The sequence below is a fragment of the Sunxiuqinia sp. A32 genome (assembly GCF_052690465.1).
The window spans coordinates 96540-113257 of sequence record NZ_JBQYLI010000007.1; the positions used below are offsets into that span (position 1 = coordinate 96540).

At 38.0% G+C, this 16718-nt stretch carries 12 protein-coding genes; 8 read left to right on the forward strand and 4 right to left on the reverse strand.

Annotated elements, in window-relative coordinates; all coding sequences use genetic code 11:
* Positions 1-84 precede the first annotated feature (84 nt).
* The 7 genes from ACUNWD_RS09145 to ACUNWD_RS09175 all read left to right on the forward strand — a co-directional run bounded on the left by ACUNWD_RS09145 (position 85) and on the right by ACUNWD_RS09175 (position 6969).
* Complete coding sequence (locus ACUNWD_RS09145) at positions 85-1401, forward strand: aminotransferase class I/II-fold pyridoxal phosphate-dependent enzyme (protein ID WP_445587492.1); 1317 nt, start codon at positions 85-87, stop codon at positions 1399-1401.
* A 10-nt stretch (positions 1402-1411) separates the two neighbouring features.
* On the forward strand, positions 1412-1978 hold the full coding sequence (locus ACUNWD_RS09150) for a Crp/Fnr family transcriptional regulator (protein WP_445587493.1): 567 nt from the start codon (positions 1412-1414) through the stop codon (positions 1976-1978).
* 118 nt (positions 1979-2096) lie between these two features.
* Positions 2097-2321 carry a 4Fe-4S binding protein gene (locus tag ACUNWD_RS09155; RefSeq protein WP_445587494.1) on the forward strand — a complete coding sequence of 75 codons (225 nt, stop codon included), beginning with the start codon at positions 2097-2099 and terminating at the stop codon, positions 2319-2321.
* 26 nt (positions 2322-2347) lie between these two features.
* Positions 2348-3442: a 3-methyl-2-oxobutanoate dehydrogenase subunit VorB gene (locus ACUNWD_RS09160; RefSeq protein ID WP_445587495.1), complete on the forward strand. Its 1095-nt coding sequence runs from the start codon at positions 2348-2350 to the stop codon at positions 3440-3442.
* Positions 3443-3445: 3 nt separating this feature from the next.
* Positions 3446-4240 carry a thiamine pyrophosphate-dependent enzyme gene (locus ACUNWD_RS09165; protein ID WP_445587496.1) on the forward strand — a complete coding sequence of 265 codons (795 nt, stop codon included), beginning with the start codon at positions 3446-3448 and terminating at the stop codon, positions 4238-4240.
* Between the two features lie 11 nt (positions 4241-4251).
* Entirely contained in the window at positions 4252-4803 is a 552-nt protein-coding gene (locus ACUNWD_RS09170; protein ID WP_445587497.1) for a 2-oxoacid:acceptor oxidoreductase family protein, read from the forward strand.
* 267 nt (positions 4804-5070) lie between these two features.
* The gene (locus tag ACUNWD_RS09175; protein WP_445587498.1) at positions 5071-6969 is read left to right on the forward strand and encodes a methyl-accepting chemotaxis protein; all 1899 of its coding nucleotides are present in this window, start codon (positions 5071-5073) and stop codon (positions 6967-6969) included.
* A gap of 39 nt (positions 6970-7008) precedes the next feature.
* Here the strand turns inward: ACUNWD_RS09175 and ACUNWD_RS09180 are convergent, their stop codons facing one another.
* From ACUNWD_RS09180 to ACUNWD_RS09195, 4 genes are read right to left on the reverse strand one after another with little or no spacing between them, the layout of a single operon-like run.
* Positions 7009-7575 (reverse strand): chemotaxis protein CheB, encoded by a 567-nt coding sequence (locus tag ACUNWD_RS09180; protein ID WP_445587499.1) that lies wholly within the window; start codon positions 7573-7575, stop codon positions 7009-7011.
* Positions 7575-8420, reverse strand: coding sequence for a CheR family methyltransferase (locus ACUNWD_RS09185; RefSeq protein ID WP_445587500.1), 846 nt, complete (start codon positions 8418-8420; stop codon positions 7575-7577). Before ACUNWD_RS09185 ends, ACUNWD_RS09180 begins: the two co-directional genes overlap by 1 nt.
* Positions 8401-10026 carry a response regulator gene (locus ACUNWD_RS09190; protein ID WP_445587501.1) on the reverse strand — a complete coding sequence of 542 codons (1626 nt, stop codon included), beginning with the start codon at positions 10024-10026 and terminating at the stop codon, positions 8401-8403. Before ACUNWD_RS09190 ends, ACUNWD_RS09185 begins: the two co-directional genes overlap by 20 nt.
* 42 nt (positions 10027-10068) lie before the next feature.
* The gene (locus ACUNWD_RS09195; protein ID WP_445587502.1) at positions 10069-13827 is read right to left on the reverse strand and encodes a response regulator; all 3759 of its coding nucleotides are present in this window, start codon (positions 13825-13827) and stop codon (positions 10069-10071) included.
* A gap of 403 nt (positions 13828-14230) precedes the next feature.
* Between ACUNWD_RS09195 and ACUNWD_RS09200 the strand changes: the two genes are divergently transcribed.
* Entirely contained in the window at positions 14231-16705 is a 2475-nt protein-coding gene (locus ACUNWD_RS09200; protein WP_445587503.1) for a TonB-dependent receptor plug domain-containing protein, read from the forward strand.
* The last annotated feature ends 13 nt before the right edge of the window (positions 16706-16718 follow it).

Here is a 16718-nt window from a genome sequence, read left to right on the forward strand (position 1 = left end):
ATAAAACCTGCTCAGAAATACATTTGAGACATTTGATATATCGGGAATACTTTACTTCTTTTAAAGATATTTTCGTAAAACAAGATGAATAGTACACCCATCAATCAACAAGTTGTTGATGACAAGATAGCCCAATTAAGAATTGATAATGTTGGACGCGCCTCTATTCGTGAGATAGTTGCGTTGGTGAACCTGGTTGAAGAAGAAACGAACGACCGATTTATTCGCATGGAAATGGGTGTCCCCGGACTACCTCCTGCTCAGGTAGGAACGGAAGCCGAAATTGAAGCTCTCAAATCCGGAGTTGCATCAAAATACCCCATGATGGACGGAATTAAACCTTTGAAGTATGAGGCTTCAAGGTTTGTGAAAATGTTCATGGATGTTGATGTTTCACCAGCTGGTTGTATTCCAACTGTTGGCTCGATGCAGGGCACATTTGCTTCGTTATTGGTTGCTAGCAACGTTGATCCTAAAAAAGATACGGTGTTGTTTATTGATCCGGGGTTTCCGGTTCAAAAGCAACAAATGCTGGTGTTAGGGCATAAATTTGAGACATTTGATGTTTTCAATTATCGGGGCGAAAAACTGAGAGAGAAACTTGAAAGCTATTTATCCCAGGAAAATATTAACTCCATCATCTATTCCAATCCAAACAATCCAAGCTGGATTTGTTTTACAGAGGAAGAACTTCAGATTATTGGTGAGCTTTCGAAAGAATACGACGTAATTGTAATGGAAGACCTGGCATATTTTGCCATGGATTTCAGAAAAGATTTATATACCCCGGGGAAACCGCCTTACCAGCCAACAGTTGCAAAGTATACCGATCAGTTTGTGCTGTTTGTTTCCAGCTCGAAAATATTTTCGTATGCTGGGCAACGCTGTGGTGTAATGGTTATTTCGGATGCACTTTTCAACCGCGATTACGAAAACCTGAAAACCCGTTTCAATAATAATACATTTGGAAATACTATAGTATTGAGTGTTTTATATGCTATTTCTTCGGGAACATCTCATTCGGCTCAATATGCACTTGCTGCTATGTTTAAGGCAGCTAGTGATGGCAAATTCAATTTCGTGGAGGATGTGAAAGAGTATGGAGCAAAAGCGAAAATCATGAAAGACTTATTTGTCAGCAATGGCTTCCATATTGTTTATGAAAAAGACGGTGATGAACCAATTGGTGACGGCTTTTACTTCACCATCGGTTATCCTGGTATGACAGGGGAAGAATTATTAAGCAAACTTCTATATTATGGTGTTAGTGCCATCACGTTAAAAAACACAGGTAGCAAACTGGAAGGGCTCAGAGCATGTGTATCACACGTTCACCGTGACCAGTTTGACGATCTGAAAAAAAGGCTGGAACAATTTGCAGCTGATTTTCCGGTTAATTAACAATTAAAAAATGAATCTAGAAAAGTCTTTAAAAAACAGTAACCTGGCTTTAGTTCAACTAAAGGAGTTTTTCTCAAGCCAAGCTCCTGTTAAATTAAAAAAGGGAGAAGCTTTTCTTGATTACAATGAACCCAACCAGAAGTTAGGTATACTAATGGATGGACTCATGTATGCGACCTACATTTCAGAGAGTGGACAAGAATGGATTTCAAGATTCTTTTACCCACCTGAAAATAGTATTATTAGTAGTCATGATTCATTTTTATCTGGTGAAAAATCTATGGAATCGATTCGTGCATACGAAGATTCAGAAATAATATATGTTCATAAAAACGAGTTTGATGTACTCTTGAATGAGAGTGCCGAACTTCAGCATTTAGTCAGATTAATGGCAGAGGAAAGCTATGTAATGGCAATGCGAAGAGTTCATATGCTTCAATCATTAACTGCCTCCCAGCGGGTAAAGCGGTTTATGGCTGAGCATCGTGATTTGGTGTCCAGAGTGCAAAGGCAGCATATAGCCTCCTACCTGGGAATTCACCGAAACATTTTTACGAGAATCCTTAACAAAATATGATTTCGCAACTTTTGTTGCAAAATTCAAGGACATGTTATCTTAGTTTTGTACGGTTCTCATGAAAATTTGAAAATAATTAATTGCCCGGGCCAAAATCCGGCAAAAAAATTAGAGTATCATGGCAAAAGTCAGAGGAGCTGTTGTTGTTGACAAGGAAGAATGTAAAGGTTGTGGTCTTTGCGTTGTCGCTTGTCCTCAAGACGTATTGGCTCAAAACAAACAAGTAAACAGCAGGGGTTATCATTTTTCATTTATGGAAAATCCAGAAGCCTGCATTGGTTGTTCAAACTGTGCAATTGTTTGCCCCGACACCTGCATTACCGTTTACCGGGTTAAGTTATAAATTTCGTTAACGTAAAAAATGTTATAATGGGAGAATTAAGATTAATGAAAGGGAATGAAGTGATAGCCGAAGCTGCAATTCGTTGCGGTTGCGACGGGTATTTCGGTTACCCAATCACTCCTCAATCGGAAGTAATGGAAACCCTGATGGCCCGCGAGCCTTGGGACGAAACCGGAATGGTTGTCCTACAGGCAGAAAGCGAAGTGGCCTCCATTAATATGCTGTACGGAGCAGCAGCTACCGGTAAAAAAGTGATGACTTCATCATCAAGTCCTGGCATTAGCCTGATGGCCGAAGGCATTTCATATATTGCTGGTGCTGAATTACCCTGTGTTATTGTAAATGTACAACGTGGCGGCCCTGGACTGGGAACTATCCAACCTTCGCAAGCCGACTATTTTCAGTCGGTAAAAGGAGGCGGTCACGGAGATTATAAACTCATTGTTCTTGCTCCTGCATCTGTTCAGGAGATGAACGATTTTGTGGAATTAGGTTTTCAATTAGCTTTTAAATATCGAAACCCTGCACTCATATTAACTGATGGTGCGATTGGTCAAATGATGGAGAAAGTTGAGCTTGCTGAATATATTCCAAGATTGACGGATCAGGAAATTGACACTCGTTATGGTAATTGGGCAACCAACGGTAAAAAGCCAAACCGCGAGCGCAATATTATCACTTCATTGGAAATGGAATCTGATAAGATGGAGGCTAACAATCAGCGTTTGCAAGATAAGTACATACAAATGGAAGCCGAAGAGGTTCGTTATGAAACCTTTCAATGTGAAGATGCTGATTACATTTTTGTGGCTTTTGGTTCTGCTGCACGCGTTTGTCAAAAATCAATTGAACTTGCAAGAGCCAAAGGATACAAGGTTGGACTGCTTCGTCCGATTACCTTATTCCCATTTCCTAAAAAAGTAATTGGAGAAATGGCTCAACGTGTAAAAGGATTTATGACAGTAGAAATGAATGCCGGCCAGATGGTTGAAGATGTTCAGCTTTCTGTTGCATGCGCTGGATCTGCCGTACCTGTTAAGTATTTCGGACGGATGGGTGGAATCATCCCTTCCCCTTCGGAAGTTGTTGAAGCATTGGAACAAAAATTTATAGGAGAGTAAATCATGGATATTAATGATATTATTAAACCGGAAAACCTGGTTTATGAGAAAACCAAAGTATTGACTGATACAACCATGCATTATTGTCCGGGTTGTAGTCATGGTGTGGTTCATCGATTGATTGCTGAGATTGTAGAAAATTTGGATATCCAGGAAAAAACAATAGCTGTAGCTCCTGTTGGATGCTCTGTTTTTGCGTACAAATATATTCATGTTGATTGGCAGGAAGCCGCTCACGGACGTGCTCCTGCAGTTGCCACTGGTATTGCACGCACAAATCCTGATAAAGTAGTTATGTGCTACCAGGGCGATGGAGACTTAGCATCGATAGGTACAGCAGAAATTATGCATGCCTGTAACAGGGGCGAAAATATTGTAGTTGTTTTCATTAACAACGGTATTTATGGAATGACCGGAGGACAAATGGCTCCAACAACTTTGGTTGGTCAGGTTACTTCAACAACCCCTTGTGGTCGCGATATTGACCGGAATGGTTATCCGCTAAAAATTACTGAACTAATCGCTCAACTTCCGGGTACAGCTTATGTGACTCGCCAATCGGTGCACACACCTGGGAATATTCGTAAAACCCGAAAAGCTATCACAAAAGCTTTTGAAATAGCTATGGCTAAAAAAGGAACTGCTTTTGTAGAAGTCGTTTCAACCTGTAATATGGGTTGGAAAATGACACCTGTTAAAGCCAACGAATGGATGGAAAACAATATGTTCCCATTCTATCCACTCGGAGATATGAAAGATGGCGAAAAAGCCGATCCTGAAAGCTATAAACAAAACTAAAAATTGATGTTATGACCGAAGAAATGATTATTGCCGGATTTGGAGGACAAGGTGTCTTATCTATGGGTAAAATATTAGCATATTCGGGCGTTATGGCCGATCAGGAAGTAACATGGTTTCCATCCTACGGACCAGAAATGCGTGGAGGAACTGCAAACGTAACTGTTATCGTAAGCGATAATCGTATTAGTTCTCCTATTGTTAACGAATATGATTCAGCCATCATTCTCAATCAGCAATCAATGGATAAGTTTGAGGGAATGGTGAAACCTGGCGGTACTTTATTATACGACCCAAATGGTATTACTCGCCACCCAAGCCGTACAGATATTAATGTTTACAAAATCGAAGGAACCAAAATTGCCGCTGACTTAGGCAATGTAAAAACTTTCAATATGGTGGTTTTAGGTGCTTACTTAAAGGCTAAACCAATTGTAAGCATGGATAGTATTGAAAAGGGATTGCAGAAATCCCTTCCCGAACGACACCATAAATTGATTCCACTCAATTTGGAGGCAGTTCAGGCAGGTTTTGAAAAACTTGAAACTGTGAATCAAGCTTAAAAACTTTTCATAAAATATTTTTCTAAAGCTGTCCTAACCGACAGCTTTTTTTTATTTCTGATGAATTCAAATTACGAATATAAGATTAATACCATTATACCAAATCCCATAAAAATGTGAATCTTCAGTCTAGTAGTTTAAAAAGAATGAGAAAATGAAACTGTGTCAAAGAAAATATATATCTTAGAATGCCTGTCAGAACAGAGATAGAACTATTATTCTGACGATAAATTGAATAAAAAAACCTTTAAATCGAGATAAACTGAAATGATTAATTTTGTCGGAAAATTGCGTCTGAGAAATAAACTATTGATTTATGTTTTACTGGTTTTCACTTTAGTTTATGGATTTACACTTTTCTATATCAGTTTTAATGTAAAGGCAAAAGCCTTAGAAGATGCAAAAACGATAATCAACACCAGCGTGCTTGAATACAAAAATCTGGTTAAATCTGATATCATGAAAGTATACGATGAAACAGCAGTTATTCGCAATATGTTTCAAAGCTACGCATCAATTTCAGAAGACAACCGGGACGAGTTTTATAATGAACTACTTAATAGTTGGCTGGAGAATAATCCAAACTACCTTTCAACCTGGCAAATTTGGGAGCTTAAAGCCTTAGATCCTTCCTATAAACTCAAAAACGGTCGTAAGCGAAATGTATTCTTTCGAAAAGATGGAAGAATAGGACATACTGAAACAACTGTGGATATGAATAATGATGAATTGAGCGGCATTTATTATCAAATCCGAGAGACCAACATTGATAATATCCAGGATCCATATTACGACCTACTAACTGAAGAATTAGCAGGAATTCTAATGACCTCAGTAGTCCTTCCAATACGTGACAATGGAGAATTCCAAGGAATGGTTGGTGTTGATATTAGCCTGGAAAACATGAGTTCTATAATTACAGATATGAAACCCTTTGAGGGAGCAGAATCCTACTTCCTGTCTCCTAATTCAAGCATTGTTGCCCACACTGATAATTCACTGGTTGGAAAAAAATTGTTCGATGATGCTTCAATCGATACCGTTGCATACTCCACAGCGCTTGAAAATATTAGTTATTTAAGAGACACTCATTTTCAATATAAAAAGGAAACTACCAATCAGGAGTATTATGTCTACATGACCCCAATTAAGTTTGAAGGGGTACCAAAACCATGGGCCATTGGATTGGAAGTTCCGGTTGATGTATTATTTAGTTCGGTAAATAGAATTTTCAATCAAAGTATTCTCATTGGATTGCTTGGCTTAGTTATACTATATATAGCAATATACTGGATAGCCACCAACATTGTCAAACCTGTAAATGAGAGCGTTGAATTCTCAGAGAAGATTGCTTTTGGACATTTAAACAGCCAGCTGGAAGTAACACGTGAAGATGAAGTAGGTGATCTTGGTAAAGCTTTGCAACTAATGGCCTCCAACGTAAAAGGAACTATTTTCGAGATAAAAAAAGCAGCCAACGTGATCAATCTTTCAAGTGATCATCTTTCCGATTCTGCCAATCAATTAAATGATGGTGCATCAAGTCAGGCAGCATCCGCAGAGGAGATCAGTGCCTCTATGGAAGAAATGGTGAACACCATTCATAAAAACAGCGACAATGCCAAAGAAACTGAAGTAATTGCGAACAAAGCTGTTGAAGGCATTAGTATCGGACGAGAGTTAACGCATGAAGCCACTCTGGCGATGAAACGAATAGCAGAAAAGATCAATGTTATTGATGAAATCGCCTCTCAAACGAATATACTGGCCTTGAATGCTGCAGTTGAAGCTGCACGTGCAGGAGAACATGGACGAGGTTTTGCAGTTGTAGGAAATGAAGTGAAAAAGTTAGCAGAGAAATCACAACTTGCCGCTTCTGAGATCATTAAACTAACACGCGATGGATTAAAAGTATCCAGTCGCTCAGCCGCCGAACTAGAGAAAATTATTCCTGATATTGAAAAAACAGCTCAATTAATTCGTGAGATTGTCCAGGCAAGCATAGAGCAATATTCAGAAGCCGAACAAGTAAATAATGCAATACAAGAATTAAATGTGATCACCCAGCAAAATTCTTCAGCTTCCTCCTTGTTTTCAGAGAATGCAAAGAAACTGACGGAATTGGCAAAAGAACTGGAAATGGCAACGGCCTATTTTAAGGTATAGAATTTCTATTTTCTAAAACGAAAAATAATTGAACGGGAATTACTTCAGGTAGGCCAATTCGATTAACTTATCCGCGATCTTATCGAGATTTAGCTTTATTTCAGGTTTTGCAATTTTCAATGCAAATCTTGGCATTACCGGCGATACTGCATGGCATGGATTTTCAATAACTGTCATTCCTCCAAAGCTTTTAATCATTTTCATACCATTGGCACCATCCGAATTTGCACCAGTAAGGATCACACCAATTAGCCCATCTCTGTACGCCCAGGCTGCAGATTCAAATAAGATATCAATAGATGGTCTGGAGAAATTCAACTTTTCATCGGTTGACAATGAAAAAGTATAGTCATCTTCAACCAATAAGTGATAGTTCGGGGGAGCAAAATAAACATGTCCAGCAGTAATAAGCTCTCCACTCTCCGCTTCTTTAATCGTTAACTCCGAAATTTCATTTAACTGCCTGATAAATATCTCATTATTGTGCTCACCAATATGCAACACCACAATAACGGGAATTGGAAAATTCTTCATGAATTTTGGAAGAATAGCTTTTAATGCATCCAATCCGCCAAATGAAGTACCTATGACAATGGCTTTGTACATCAAATTATTTTCTTCTTATAAATTTTCTGTTTTTGATCAATACAATCAAACTTGTTCTCAAAATTGGTGAATTTAATGCTCTCCTTTGTTCCAAGGCAAAGAATCCCGGATGGAACTAAACTCTCATAAAATAAATTTAACACCTTATTTTGAAGATCTTTCTCAAAATAGATTAAGACATTTCTACACATTACCAGATTCACTTCTGCAAAAACACTATCAGTTACCAGGTTATGATCGGCAAAAACAATTCGATTTGCAAGCTCTTTTTTCAACATAACCGAGCCATACATTCCTTTATAATAATCGGAGAGTTTATTGGTTCCTCCAGAGAGTTTATAATTGCGTTCGTATTGAAGCATATCTTCTTTCTGATAAACACCCTCTTTGGCAATTTCAAGTACCTTTCGATTAAAATCAGTTGCATAAACCTGACAACGTTCCAATAAACCTTCTTCGTGCAGTAAAATTGCTAACGAATAAACTTCTTCACCCGTAGAACATCCGGCATGCCATATTTTGAAATAAGTGTATGTTTTCAGTTTTGGGACAATATTTTCGCGAAAAGAGCGATAGAAATCAGGATCGCGAAACATTTCAGTTACGTTTATAGAGAGATCATCCAGAAATTCGCGAAAAAATTCCTGATCGCGCAGTACTTTATCCAACAGCTGAGTCACTGTCTCTAAATTACTCATACCTAAACGATTTAAAACGCGTCGGCGAATATGAGCTTTACTATAATTTCTGAAATCATAACCATATTTCAGAAAGATACCCTCCAATAACAAATTCAATTCAATAGTCAGCAGGCTTGCATTGGAATCATTGTAATAGGTATTCATGTTCCGTTTGATTCTTTTTAGTTAGTCGCTTTGCAACTTCCTGCAAGATATGCACAAGTTCCTTTTCAGAGAAGGGTTTACTTAAAAAATTATTCATTCCGGAAATAATACAATCCTTTTTATCTTCGACCAATGAGTTAGCCGTAACTGCAGTGATGTAAACCTCCGTTTTCACCATCGCACTCTTTTCATATTCACGAATCATCCGGGTAGCCTGCAAACCATCCATTTCAGGCATTTGCATATCCATGAGGATTAAATCATATGGTAACTTTTGATACATTTCAACAGCCTCTCTACCATTATTGGCAATATCACATTGATAGCCGAGCTGCTTCAATGTAAGTGTGGATACTTTTTGATTGATCAGGTTATCTTCTGCCAACAATATTCGAATTCCTTTGGAAAGTTTGTCATTTTTCTCAAAGGCACTGTCAATATCAACAACAGCTTCTTTTAGTGGTAGTCGAAACCAGAATTCTGAACCTTTTCCCAATTCACTATTGACATTAATTTCACCATGCATTAAGCTCACCAGATTTCGCGAAATTGCCAACCCAAGCCCAGTTCCACCATATTTTCGTGTAATAGACGATTCGGTTTGATGAAATTCTTTAAATAATAGGTTTTTTCCCTCTTCTGATATTCCAATACCAGTATCAATAACCCGAAAGAGTAATCGTGCAATGTTATTAATGTTATCGACCAGCTCAATTTTTAATTCAACTTTTCCTCTGTGAGTAAATTTTATGGCATTATTCACAAGGTTCATCAACACCTGATTAATTCGCAAAGGATCTCCGCACAATATGGGAGGTATTTCCTCTGCAATCGTATAATTAAGCTCAATACCTTTTTCTTCTGCTTTGAATTTCAGCAATTGATATACATTTTCAACCATCTCCACCAATTCAAAATTGATGGTCTCAAATTGTACCTGACCCGACTCAATTTTTGAATAATCGAGGATATCGTTAATGATCATCGTCAAATTCTCACCCGAATTGGTAATAATGCTGATCAGTTCATGCTGCTCTTCATTCAGATCTGATTTTTGAAGTAACTTCGATATTCCGATTACACCATTTAAAGGAGTTCGAATTTCATGCGACATATTCGCCAAAAACATCGATTTTGTGCGGGTAGCTTCTTCTGCTCTATCTTTAGCATTTTTCAGATTCAAATTAGCCTCCTCCATTTCAGCCAATAAATGATCGAGCTTTTTTCGCTGAAGATACAAATCCAGAAATACTCTCACTTTTCCCCGTAAAATATCGGGAATAATCGGCTTTGGAATAAAATCAACCGCGCCAGTTTCAATTCCTTTAATTATGTGAAGATCACTTTGATGAATAGCTGAAACAAAAATCACCGGCAGATACCTTGTTTTCTTACGTTGTCTCATCATCTCCAGCGTTTCATAGCCATTCATGCCTGGCATTTGGACATCCAAAATTACTAAGGCAAACTCCTCTTTCATGCTCCACTTTAACGCCTCTTCTCCGGATTGTGCTCTGATTATCTCAATCTCAAAATCTTCAAGGACTGCCTCCAAACTAATCAGGTTCTCAATCAAATCATCAACTATCAAAATTTTCGGTGTCATCTGCTATCAATTCAAGTTAGATTTATTTTCGCTTCTCTTCTGCTAATTCTTATACAACCAAATCTTAAGCATTGAAAATAGTTTCTCCTCGTTAAGCGGTTTTGACAAGTAATCATTTGCCCCATTTTTCAATGCATTCTCATGATCTTCCTTCATGGCTTTCGCTGTCAGGCAGATTATTGGAATGTTTTTAACTTCAGGGGTGTTTCGTATAATTCGCATGGCCTCGTAACCATCCATAACAGGCATCATTACATCCATTAATACCAGATCGACATTTTGATTCTCCTTCAGCATATCAATGGCAACTTGTCCATTTTCAGCTTCGATCACCTCAACGTCTCTCTCCTCCAGCATTTGCCCGAGTGCAAATACATTTCGGATGTCATCGTCAACCACAAGAATTTTCTTTCCTTTAAAAAGAGACTCCTCGTTTGCGATGGATGGTTTAGAAGAATTTTCAGGCATGCGTTTTGAAACCTGATGCAAGAACAAGGTTACTTCGTCCATTAAACGTTCATCAGATTTTATTCCTTTTAAAATAATAGTATCCGTGTAACCATTCAACTCCTTGATTTCTTCTGGAGTCATTTCCTTACCAGTGTAAACGATAACCTTCGGAATTTGAACATTATTTTGTTTCAATTTTGCCAGTAACTCCATCCCCGAGAAATCCGGCAATCCCAAATCAAGAATAACACAATCGAATGTTTCGTAATTAAGTATATTGTAAGCCTCGCCAGCCATCTGTGTTTCCTTAATATCCAGATTAAGCTCGTAAAGCATTGTTTTTATAACGCTTCTGGTAATTGCATTATCTTCTACAATCAACATCTTTTTAAGCGGGCTCTCAAATTGGCTTTCAATTGATTTTAGCGCATCAGCAAACTCCATTGTCTCAAGCGTTTTCAATTCTACTTCACCCTCATCGTCACTATCGATTGGAGTTATGACATGAACGGGAAGCTTTCTAAGTAACTTATGCGATTTTAATTTCTGATAATTGGGGTTTTTGCTATTTGCAAATTCAACAGCCAGCATAATGGCTTTGGGCCCATATTTTTCAGCGAGTATGATTCCATCCTCAATATTAGGAGCAACTATAACTTTATAATCTTTCGCCCGGGCCTGCAACAAATATTTATTGGCTTGCTCTTTAGATGGATGAATCACCAACACAGTTCGTCCATTAATTGCCTCATTGCGATCATCATCAATAAAAGGAATTAACTCTTGTGACTTCTCTATTGGCTCGACCTCAGCCACAGAAAGGGCATTATCCGACACAACTTCGGGTTGTTCTAATTGCACCTCTTCAACATTTTCGGAAAGAACTACTGGAAGGTACACATAAAATGTAGAGCCCTCATTGACTTTGCTTTCCAGCTGGATTTCACCCCCCAACATGCGAATGAGTTCCCTAGAAATGGATAGCCCTAATCCGGTGCCACCAAATTTCCTGGAAATACTGCCATCAGCCTGCTGAAATGCCTCGAATATTGATTCCAACTTCTCGGCTGGAATACCAACGCCGGTATCAGAAATTTTCACGCAGCAGGTATTTTCAGGGGACAGTTTACTGGAGCTGAACTTGACCTTTTTATTCGTTCCAATAAAATCAACGGCAACTTTCCCCTGGCTGGTAAATTTGAATGCATTTGATAATAAATTCTTCACTACCTGCATTAACCGGTAACGATCTGTTGAAATTTGCAAAGGAAAGGCTTTATCAATCTTAACTTCGAATTTCAGATTCTTATCATCGGCCATAGCATTGAAGTTCATCAATACTTCATCCTTCAATTCTTCAGCACTAACTACATTTACCTCCAGTGACATCTTACCTGCCTCAATTTTTGACAGATCGAGAATCTCATTGATCAAATGCAACAAGTCTGCGCCACTCTTATGAATAATTTTTGCTGATTGAATTTGATCAGCAGTCAAATTGCCTTTTTTGTTGTTTGCCAATAGATTAGACAATATCAACAAACTATTTAATGGAGTTCTAAGTTCATGCGACATGTTTGCCAAAAACTCCGATTTATACTGACTTGCCTGCTGTAATTCTTTGGCTTTTATTTCAAGCTTTTCATGAGTTTCAGTTAATTCAGTATTTTTTGTACTTATATCTTCCTTTTGAATTTCCAGCTGACGGGTTCGTTCTTCCAATTCTTCATTTGCCACTCTCAATTCTTCTTGCTGAACCTGAAGCTTCTTCTCATTCTCCGTCAATATCTTCGTATGTTCTGTAAGCTCCTCATTAGCAACCCTAAGTTCTTCCTGCTGAACCTGCAGCTCACTCGCCTGATCCTGAGTTTTCTGCAGCAACTCATTTGTTTTGATTCGGCTATCTGCAGAATTTAATTTAATCGCGATAATCTCAGATGCCTGACTTAAAAATTCCAATTCAAATGGAGTGTACTCACTTAACGAGGATAATTCAAGTACTCCAACTAAAGATTCATTAAACATTAGAGGTGTAACAACAATTTGCTTAGGCCGGTATTCACCAGTAGAAGAAAAAGTCGAATACAGTTCCCCAGGAATCTCATTTAACCGTTGAAGTTGTTTTGAAAATGCAACCTGCCCTAGAATTCCTTCATTTAACTTTATATGTTTTTTAAGTTTTTTAGGATCAAATCCCGATGAACTTAGCAGCTTTAAATGCTGATAATCCGGATTAAATAAATGAATGCTTCCCAATTGAGAATGTAGGAAATCCATTAAAAAAGATATCGAATCATTTGATATTTCAACCAAGCTTTTGTTACTGTTTAATTTGGCATTTATATCATTCAGTCCGGACTTGAACCAGGATTCCTGAGTTACCTTCTCATGAGATTCCTTCAATTTCTCAACCATCTTATTCAGTGCGATGCTCATCTCATCTTCATCCGACTTTGGCGCAATTTGACTACTGTAATCACCATCAGCCACTTTCTTTGTATACTCAATTACATCTCGAAGCCCATCCTGTATGCTACGAAATGAATCAGCTAACTCTCCAATTTCATTCGATGACTCGATGGTTAAATCATCGTTTAAGTTTCCTTTCGCAATCACACGAAATTTACTTACCATTTCTCCAACCGGAATTGAAATGGACTTAGATATAATAGTTGAAATGGATGCAATTGTAACCAACAATAAAAGTACTATAAACACAATGCCTATGTACAGCAGATTATTGGTATAGTTAATCAGCGAATTGATTGCAGTTGCAAAATCGCCGAATAAAATGCGGAATTGAGCTAGGTCTTTTTCAATTGAACCTTCTATATCATTCAGTTTCCCCAATTTATGATCCAGAATTTTATTTTTAATGAGCTCGCCATGCACGTAGGCATTCATTGCAGTTTTTTGTGCATCCAGCAATTTTACTGGTTTTAGTATAAGCAGAAGTTTAATTCGATTGGCCATCAATTCTGCATTAGACCGATCATTTTCGTATGCCTCTTTGTAAGTATCAAATAGAATATCTACAAACTCCTCGTTGGGAAGTTGAGCTAACTGATCAACTTTACCGAAGTCTCCTGCCATCGTGTTGGCTGCGTCCATTTGCTCAATTGCCAGATCTAACCATTTTGCCTCTTGAGTAACCTGATATCGATAGTAACTCTCAACCCCCTGCTGAAAGGTGTTATTGTGCACACGCTCAGCATTGATTATTAAACTAAGGGTTTTCCCGGTATTATAAAAATAGTTTGAAACAATTCCCAAGGTGATTAAGCTGAGAAAAGATAATATACTTAAAACCCGCAATTTGTTGCGGATTTTCAGATCACGAAATTTATACATACAAAAGCCAGTTAATTTTTCACCTTAAATATAGAAAATGATTAAAAAGACGATCTCTATTTCTTTATAAATTATAAAATCAAACGTAATTTGTATTGTGACTAAATAATAGTCACACCCCTTTAAATCAACCATTATGATCATTAAAAACACCCTCAGTCTTCCATTTTCCAATTAGATTTGACAGGCAAGAAAGTTGAAACGATGATCTTTAATTGCTACACGTATTAAACAATAATTCTTTATGTTTATTAGCATATAAGTGAGTAATGATCCACTATTCATGCGTATTGTATACATAAATTTCACCTATTAAACAAACAAACTAATAATCAACACAAAATTACCTTAATGGCATAATTTATGCGACAAAATAATTACATCTAAAACCAACTTAAACGATATGAAATCGAACTTCTACCCCTTCGTTATTTTACTGGCATTAGCAACACTATCTGCCAGCCAGATTTTTAGTCAAAGTATTTCTCCTTCGTACAAAAACGGTTTGAATCTCTTTTTAGAAAGCTACCCGAATGAATTGGTTTATGTTCATTCTGACAGGGAAGTTTATTCTGAGATTGACACCATCTGGTACAAAACCTACCTGGTGAATGGTAACTCTTTCATCCCAGAATCCGGAAAACGAAACATTTATGTTGAGTTGATTGACCAGTCAGACAGCATTCGACTGAGAAAACTGGTTCATTCCACGAATGGTTTTGGCAACGGTGATATCAGTATTCCCGAGTGTAAAATCAACCCCGGAAAGTACACCCTTCGGGCATACACCAACTATCAGCAAAATTTTAGCAGTGAGTTCCTTTTTTCTAAAAATATATTGGTTGAAAAACTGCGAAAGTATCAGTCAAATACAGACGTGAGTAAACCTGACGATAAAAAGCATGATGAGATTGATCTACAGTTTTTTCCTGAAGGAGGATACCTAACTCATGATATCTCCAACCGACTGGCATTTAAAGCCACCCTGCCCAATGGACATTCCGCTAATATCTCAGGCTGGGTTTTCGATGACCAGGGCAACAAAACAGGAACCTTTGATGCAACACATACCGGGATGGGAACATTCAATTTCATTCCCAGGAAAGGAGTAAACTACACAGCAAAGGTTGATGGATTTCCAAAACAATCATTTGAACTGCCCGAATCTACGAACAAAATCCAGCTTTCGGTTTACCCTCAAAAAGATACCGTTCTGGTTTGCTTAAATGCCAACTTGCAGGCAAAAGAATCCCAGCAATATTACCTGGTAAACAGTTCAAACGGGATTGTAAACTTCTATCTTCCGGTAGAGTTCACCGGCAAATCAAAAGAAATGGGAATTCTAAAAAGCAAGTTTGAAAATGGCATCAACCAACTGACCCTGACCGATGAAAAGTTGAGACCAATTGCCGAGCGATTGATTTTCGTATGCAATGAAGAACTGCTATCCATCCACGCAAATACCAATAAAGATGCATTCCATAAACGGGAGAAAGTAACGGTTGACCTGACAACCATGATCGATTATGAAAACACCCCGGCAAACCTTTCAGTTAGCGTGGTTAACCAAAGTCAGGATGTTCGTCTGGAAGACCATCCGCAAAATATACTAACCTACCTACTGCTTAACTCTGAGTTAAAAGGGCATATTGAAAACCCATCCTGTTATTTTGAAAATGACGACATGGAGACCCGCAACAAGCTTGATTTATTGATGCGATGCCAGGGTTGGCGAAATTACCTGTGGGACCAGTTTGATGAAAAGCTGCCATCAACAGAATTTGAAAAAGAAGACGGTTTGGTGATTTCCGGAATGGTAAACTTACCCTCAAAGAAAAAAAAGGCTGACAGCACCAAAGTTAGTATGACCATGCGCACACCGGATGATATGGTTTTTATGGATGAAGCCTTTTGCGATAAAAAGGGATATTTTGAGTTTCCGCCAATGGTTTTTCATGATTCCACTTTGGCCCTGATGCAAGCTTTCACAAAACGAAACCATAACCGGGAAATCCTTTCTGTAAGTTCATTTATAGACGAAGCTCCAATCAGTAAAAGAAATGGCAGTTTTATGGCCCCCGGAGAATCGAAAACATTTGAGTTTAATAAGAAAGCATCAGAGCGTTTTGCTGATTTAAAGTATTTCCATCCAGACAAGTACAATATTCTTGTTGACGATGTGGTCGTAACTGCAAAACTCGATCCTAAAAAGCAAAAAGAGGATGGTCATCGTCGTATCTACACACCCGTATCAGATCCGGTGATTTTTGATGATCGTGCCGGTGGGTATTCTGATGTTTTTGAATATTTATCTGGCAAAGTAGCAGGACTAAAAATAAAAAAAGTTAATGGAGGATATCAGATCAACCTAAGAGGTTCATTTAATTGGCAAAAAGGACTTTTGCCGCCTCTAATATTGAGGGATGGTCTTCCAATCAAACAGGATGATGCATTATTGATTCCTGTTTCTGAGATAGATAAAATAGAAGTATTAAAAGATGCTTCAGAAATTGCCATGTTTGGGGTAAGAGGGGCTGGTGGAGTCATTTCAATATTTACTAAAAGAGGAATGAATGAAGTCGAAAATCTAAGTTCTAGCTTCCTAGTAAATAAAAAGCTTCGTGGATACTCGGCTTCCAGAGAGTTTTACAATCCCAAATACGATGTTCTAAATACCGAAGAACCAGACCGCCGTGCAACCCTCTACTGGGAACCGAATCTGGAAACGGACAATTCAGGTAAAAGCAGTTTCTCATTCTGGACTTCGGATGACAAAGCCCCTATCCTCATTAAAGTTGAAGGGATCAGTAAAAATGGGGAACCGGGAGTTGCTTTTATAAACCTCGAAATGACAGGAGAATTAACCTCTGAAAAATAATAAATTCTTATTC

Bases quoted from the DNA above. Each gene is read 5' to 3' on its own strand.
- ACUNWD_RS09145 (WP_445587492.1), top strand. From the start codon at position 85: ATGAATAGTACACCCATCAATCAACAAGTTGTTGATGACAAGATAGCC.
- ACUNWD_RS09150 (WP_445587493.1), top strand. From the start codon at position 1,412: ATGAATCTAGAAAAGTCTTTAAAAAACAGTAACCTGGCTTTAGTTCAA.
- ACUNWD_RS09155 (WP_445587494.1), top strand. From the start codon at position 2,097: ATGGCAAAAGTCAGAGGAGCTGTTGTTGTTGACAAGGAAGAATGTAAA.
- ACUNWD_RS09160 (WP_445587495.1), top strand. From the start codon at position 2,348: ATGGGAGAATTAAGATTAATGAAAGGGAATGAAGTGATAGCCGAAGCT.
- ACUNWD_RS09165 (WP_445587496.1), top strand. From the start codon at position 3,446: ATGGATATTAATGATATTATTAAACCGGAAAACCTGGTTTATGAGAAA.
- ACUNWD_RS09170 (WP_445587497.1), top strand. From the start codon at position 4,252: ATGACCGAAGAAATGATTATTGCCGGATTTGGAGGACAAGGTGTCTTA.
- ACUNWD_RS09175 (WP_445587498.1), top strand. From the start codon at position 5,071: ATGATTAATTTTGTCGGAAAATTGCGTCTGAGAAATAAACTATTGATT.
- ACUNWD_RS09180 (WP_445587499.1), bottom strand. From the start codon at position 7,575: ATGTACAAAGCCATTGTCATAGGTACTTCATTTGGCGGATTGGATGCA.
- ACUNWD_RS09185 (WP_445587500.1), bottom strand. From the start codon at position 8,420: ATGAATACCTATTACAATGATTCCAATGCAAGCCTGCTGACTATTGAA.
- ACUNWD_RS09190 (WP_445587501.1), bottom strand. From the start codon at position 10,026: ATGACACCGAAAATTTTGATAGTTGATGATTTGATTGAGAACCTGATT.
- ACUNWD_RS09195 (WP_445587502.1), bottom strand. From the start codon at position 13,827: ATGTATAAATTTCGTGATCTGAAAATCCGCAACAAATTGCGGGTTTTA.
- ACUNWD_RS09200 (WP_445587503.1), top strand. From the start codon at position 14,231: ATGAAATCGAACTTCTACCCCTTCGTTATTTTACTGGCATTAGCAACA.